General features: G+C 52.0%; 1 protein-coding gene and 1 pseudogene. Both read right to left on the bottom strand.

Annotated elements, in window-relative coordinates; translation table 11 throughout:
- Positions 1-212, bottom strand: a pseudogene (locus WKI84_RS09470) (hypothetical protein); the annotation flags it as partial.
- A gap of 83 nt (positions 213-295) precedes the next feature.
- Positions 296-673 (bottom strand): hypothetical protein, encoded by a 378-nt coding sequence (locus tag WKI84_RS09465; RefSeq protein ID WP_337863305.1) that lies wholly within the window; start codon positions 671-673, stop codon positions 296-298.
- Between the last annotated feature and the right edge of the window lie 106 nt (positions 674-779).

Here is a 779-nt window from a genome sequence, read left to right as displayed (position 1 = left end):
TACGTTGCAGTGCCTGGAACGCCTGTGAACAACATGTAGTATATCGCGCCCACAGTTATCATCGTAGACTGTGAGATCGAGAACACCACGAAGGATGTCCACATCCAGTCTGTGTAGAACAGATAGTCTCCTGAGTTGATGGTCAGCAGCGTGCTGTTCACAGCAACGACTACTATGAACAGATAGTGTGTAGTACGTCTTAGCCAAACCATGGTGCACGTAGTATTGCAGGCAGTATATAAAATTTTACGTTCAGATTTTCCACGGAAGAATGCTGAACAGATAAATAAATTCGCTATTTCCAGCCCAACTCTGAATTAATTAACGGGAGTATCTTTTTCCGGATGATCGGCCCCGGGCGCGCAGAGGTGTCGAACGAGACGAGCAGGATCCTTCTATGCTTGTCATGAAAGGGTACTGTCGCACGCTTGACTTTCTCGCACGTTGTTATGCTGTATGCCGTCTTGCCAAGCTTGCCCTGCAAAGCTTCGTCGTCTTCCATTGCGTGCAGCACGGTTCGGGCGACGGCAAGCTCGACTTCGTTCCTGTCGAGCAGGGGTGAAAGGCCCTCGCGATACTCAGCGGCCAGCAGCTTTCCGCCAGGGTTTGCAACGCCTGCAAACCTTATACCCGGATCAAGCGACAGGACCTGCCTGCAGAATTCCAAAGACATCGGCATGGCACCGGCATTCCAAGAAATATGTGCCGGGACTGCTTTGCATGGCGCTGCGTTGCTGGAGAGAAGAGAAGTGGGGGCGGGGCGGCTGATCGTGTTTGCG

Source organism: Nitrososphaera sp., from assembly GCF_037447015.1.
Classification (GTDB): Archaea; Thermoproteota; Nitrososphaeria; order Nitrososphaerales; family Nitrososphaeraceae; genus Nitrososphaera.
The sequence above is the reverse complement of the archived record's forward strand: the minus strand, read 5'-3'. Positions and strand labels throughout refer to the sequence as shown.

Coding starts and splice junctions, on each gene's coding strand:
- WKI84_RS09465 (WP_337863305.1), bottom strand. CDS start 673: ATGTCTTTGGAATTCTGCAGGCAGGTCCTGTCGCTTGATCCGGGTATA.